This is a genomic window from Candidatus Sororendozoicomonas aggregata (assembly GCF_031528575.1).
GTDB classification, from domain to species: Bacteria; Pseudomonadota; Gammaproteobacteria; order Pseudomonadales; family Endozoicomonadaceae; genus Endonucleibacter; species Endonucleibacter aggregata.
This window is the reverse complement of sequence record NZ_JAVLSP010000157.1, coordinates 1-4507: the sequence shown is the minus strand read 5'-3', so window position 1 is coordinate 4507 and position 4507 is coordinate 1. Positions and strand designations below refer to the sequence as shown.

Below are 4507 nucleotides of genomic sequence, written 5' to 3'. Positions count from 1 at the left end.
AGGCGCATTCTACCGATTCAGTGGTTTCTGTCAACCCGCGTTTTGACGTGGGAGAGAAAATAACCGAAGGCGTGCCGCCCAAGCTGGAGACGCATTATACGCACTCATAATAAAAGTTCAATAGCAAAAAACAAAAAAACCGCTTGCTAGGAGCCTGTCCGAGAGTAGCGCCCGTAGCGAGGATCGCAAGAAATTGAGGATAAAAATTTCTGCTTCTGAGAAGAATGCTAGCGGCTTTTCCATTACTCGTGTGTTTCAGGGGATAATCATGCCAGCATTGAGGCTTTCACTTTCTTCATCGCATTTTTCTCCAGTTGCCTGATGCGTTCAGCCGAAATGCCGTATTCGTCAGCCAGCTCAAGAAGCGTTGCTTTATCGTCCGTCAACCAACGTCTCTCCAAAATATCCCGGCTACGCTGATCGAGAAGTGCTAACGCATTACGCAACTGGCTCATGGAGGATAACGACCAATCTTCCTCTTCCAGCTGTGTTGCAGGATCAGCACGCCGATCCTCTAAATAATGGGAAGGTGCCTGATAAGCATTGTCATCATCGTCGCCGACATAACCATCGAAGGCTGTATCCTGACCAGCCATGCGACTTTCCATTTCTCGCACAACATGCGCCTCAACACCAAGGTCTTTTGCGACAGCATCCACTTCCGAATTATTCAGCCATGCCAACCGTTTTTTTGAGCTACGAAGATTAAAAAACAACTTACGCTGAGCTTTCGTGGTGGCAACCTTAACGATCCGCCAGTTCCGTAGAATAAACTCGTGGATTTCAGCCTTAACCCAGTGAACAGCGAAAGAAATCAGCCTAACCCCCACATCAGGATTAAAACGCTTAACGGCTTTCATCAACCCCACATTGCCTTCCTGAATGAGATCAGACATGGGCAAGCCATAGCCGGAATAACTTTTTGCGATATGTATAACAAACCGCAAGTGCGACATAACTAACTGCCGCGCCGCTTCAAGGTCATTATCAAAGTAAAGGCGTCCAGCCAGTTCACGCTCCTGCTCAACAGTGAGCACAGCAATACGGCTGACACCCTGGATATAGGCATCTAGATTGCCTCCGGGCACTAACATATCAACTGGCTGTAATCCGGTTTCCATAACTGACTCCGACAAAATTCCTGCAACTCTCCTGACTCACAGTGAAGACTAAAAGTTCTTTGTAGTCATTATATTACCAAATATCAATACCACTACCTCAAGGATTTACTTTTTTCACAAAATGGCAAGCTTCAACAGGGTTCGCAATGCTTTAAATGCTTACGGCAACTGGTCATAGCACCTAAAAAACCGAGAACGGCCCCAAACAAAACTAGCCCAAAAAACAGGGAAAATCCAGGCCCCTGCAATTCATATTGGCTACCATAAAGCCCTGTCAGCGCCAAAACTGAAGGCTCTATCACTAAAAGGACGGCCCAGGCAATCACCATCGCCAGAAAAGCACCCATAACACCATAAATAACACCACTGTATAAAAAGGGCAGCATAATAAACCCATCGGTACCGCCAACAAGTTTAACGACCTTGATTTCCTTTTTTCGCGCCTCAATACTGAGTCCTACGGTATTACTAATCGCCAGCCAGATGGTTAACCCTAGTAAAAGCGCCAAAATGACTGTCATCTGCTCCAGTAGATCAGTAATGACCAGTAGCCGCTGTACCCACTTTTTATCGAGCCGAACCTGATCAACGCCTTTTAACCGTTTAAAGCTATCAGCCAGAACCGTTAATTCAGCGTAAGACAAATCATCCGCCATAGTTAATGCCAACACGCCAGGTAACGGGTTTTCTCCCAGTTCAGCCACAATGCCCTGCACCCCCGCCTGTTTCTGAAAGCTTTCCATCCCTTCTTCCGGGGATATATAGGCAACATCTCTCACTGAGGGTTTTCTTGCCAGTTGCGCCCGGATGCTCCCTAACTGCTCCTGCCCAATATCTCTTTTAAGGTAGAGCGCAATTTTAGGATGACCACTCCAGCCCTCGCCCAATTGTTGTATAGTGGTCACCGACAGATAGAAAAGAACAGGCAACACAAACGCCATGGCAATCATCAAACTGCCCATAAAACTGGAAACCGGTGTTTCCCAGAGACGTCTCACCGACTCCATCAACATGTAGCGGTGCAGACTCACCAAATAACCCGGAGACATCACGCCGGGAACCTGCTTTTTAGCCCCCCGACCGCTCTCCTGATGAGAGCGCGCTTCCTTTGAAGTTGACGGCTTCTTTTTCTTATTTCGCCCCCTTTTTTCAGGAAACAAACTCATTCAACCTCCTGATCACTCACCAGACGACCGCCATCGAGCGTAATAATCCGACGGCGCATCTGTGCCACCAATGTCAGATCATGGCTGGCCACCAACACAGTAACCCCCACCTGATTAAACGTTTCAAACAACCGCATAATTTCTTCGGAGAGCTGTGGGTCCAAGTTACCTGTCGGCTCATCAGCCAAAATCAATGCTGGCTTATTGACCACCGCACGAGCAAGCCCGACACGTTGCTGCTGCCCCCCTGAAAGCTCAGGTGGATACGCTTTTTCACGATTAAGCAACCCAACCATATCCAACGCTGCCCGAACACGCCCGACACAGTCCTGATGGGAATGCCCCGCAATCAACAAAGGCAATGCCACATTATTAAAAACGGTTTGCTCAGCAAGCAGCTGGTGATCCTGAAAAACCACCCCAACATTCCGGCGAAAATAAGGTATCTGGTTACGCTTCAAGGATTGCAGGCGATGCCCGCCCACCTGTATCTGCCCCGATGATACCCGTTCCATAAGCATCACCAACTTCATCAAGGTGCTCTTTCCTGCACCTGAATGCCCTGTTAAGAAAGCAAACTCCCCTCGCCGGATATGAAAGCTAAGATCATCAAGACCGGTGTGCCCTCCCGGGTAATGTTTGCATACATTCTCAAAACGGATCATTCAGTACACCGCGACGCTATAATTTACTGGTATCAAAAAGTGCATCTACAAAAAGCTTTGCTTCAAACGCCTGCAAATCGTTAATCTGCTCACCCACCCCCAGATAACGAATAGGCAACCGCATTTGGCGTGACAAGGCAAAGATCACGCCTCCTTTTGCTGTCCCGTCCAATTTGGTCAGCGTCATACCCGTCAGACCAACGGCTTCATTGAACAACTTGCCCTGGCTCAGAGCATTTTGACCAGTTCCTGCATCCAAAACCAGCATCACCTCATGGGGGGCAGAATCATCAAGCTTGCCCAGCACCCTCTTCACTTTCTTGAGTTCTTCCATCAGGTTGTCTTTATTTTGCAGACGACCTGCTGTATCGGCAATCAATACATCAGCACCACGGGCTTTTGCTGCCTCAAAGGCATCGTAGATCACCGACGCACTGTCGGCACCGGTATGCTGGGCAATCACTGGTATGCGGTTGCGCTCACCCCATACCTGCAACTGCTCAACAGCGGCAGCACGAAAAGTATCCCCCGCAGCCAGCATCACAGATTTGCCCTGCTTTTGGAGCTGACAGGCAATTTTACCAATGGTAGTGGTCTTACCAACTCCGTTAACACCAACCACCAGGATGACATAGGGCTTTTTCTGGCTATCAATAACCAACGGTTTATCAGCCGGCTCCAACAAACGAGCCAGCTCTGTCTTTAAGGCCACAATCAATGCATCGGCATCATCAAGCTCTTTATACTGTACCCGGCGGGTCAGGTTTTCCATGATAACATTCGTGGCTTCTACCCCCACATCTGCCACCAGCAACTGAGTCTCGAGTTCTTCTAACAGATCATCATCAATTTCTTTCTTACCAATGAAAAGCTCTGTGACGCCTTCCACCAATACATTGCGAGTTTTATCCAACCCCTTACGCATACGAGAAAAGAAGCTGCTTTTCCCCGGAGGCACCTGAGCTGCCTGTTCCTTAGCGACCTGATTTTTAACGGCCTGATCTTCAGTGACCTGTTCTTTGGCGGACTGATCTTTAACAGCCTGATCTTTAGTGACCTGTTCTTCAGCAGCTTGATCTGTAGTGACCTGTTCTACCTCCGGTTGAGACGCTTCAGCACTATCAGCAACGGCTGTATCACCCTGCTTTTCAAACTTTTTTCGCATACGGGAAAACAAGCCTGACTTTTCTTTGGACTTATTTTCCAGAGAGGGCTGTGACGGTGAATCAACATTCACGTCTACCTTCGCATCGCTAGTATTTTCAGGTTCTTTGTTATCAGTCTGTGTAGCAGGAGGCGTCTCAACGGTCTCGTCAGACTGATCCTGCTCATGACGTTTGCCCCAAGGCCATGGACGCCGCTTGGCGACTTTATCATCATCATTACGAGAGCCGAACATAAACTACTTCATTCAGAAAAATTGGAAAACCCGTTATATACCATTGCATGCAAGCGGGCCAGGAGCCTGTCGGACTTATGCTTTCGAGCATAAAATTCAGTAGGGCGAGTCAGAATTTTCGATCAATTTGTGCGAATAGTTGACCTGTTTAAGCAA

General features: G+C 48.2%; 4 protein-coding genes. All 4 read right to left on the bottom strand.

Going from position 1 to position 4507, the window contains the following annotated elements:
• Positions 1-266: 266 nt before the first annotated feature.
• On the bottom strand, positions 267-1121 hold the full coding sequence (gene rpoH, locus V4C51_RS17200) for an RNA polymerase sigma factor RpoH (RefSeq protein ID WP_330927408.1): 855 nt from the start codon (positions 1119-1121) through the stop codon (positions 267-269).
• 131 nt (positions 1122-1252) lie between these two features.
• A complete protein-coding gene (gene ftsX / locus V4C51_RS17195) occupies positions 1253-2287 on the bottom strand; it encodes a permease-like cell division protein FtsX (RefSeq protein ID WP_330927407.1) in 1035 nt (344 codons plus the stop codon).
• Positions 2284-2952: a cell division ATP-binding protein FtsE gene (gene ftsE / locus V4C51_RS17190; protein WP_330927406.1), complete on the bottom strand. Its 669-nt coding sequence runs from the start codon at positions 2950-2952 to the stop codon at positions 2284-2286. The genes ftsX and ftsE overlap by 4 nt, the downstream gene beginning before the upstream one ends.
• Before the next feature lie 16 nt (positions 2953-2968).
• On the bottom strand, positions 2969-4351 hold the full coding sequence (gene ftsY / locus V4C51_RS17185) for a signal recognition particle-docking protein FtsY (protein ID WP_330927405.1): 1383 nt from the start codon (positions 4349-4351) through the stop codon (positions 2969-2971).
• Positions 4352-4507: the final 156 nt, after the last annotated feature.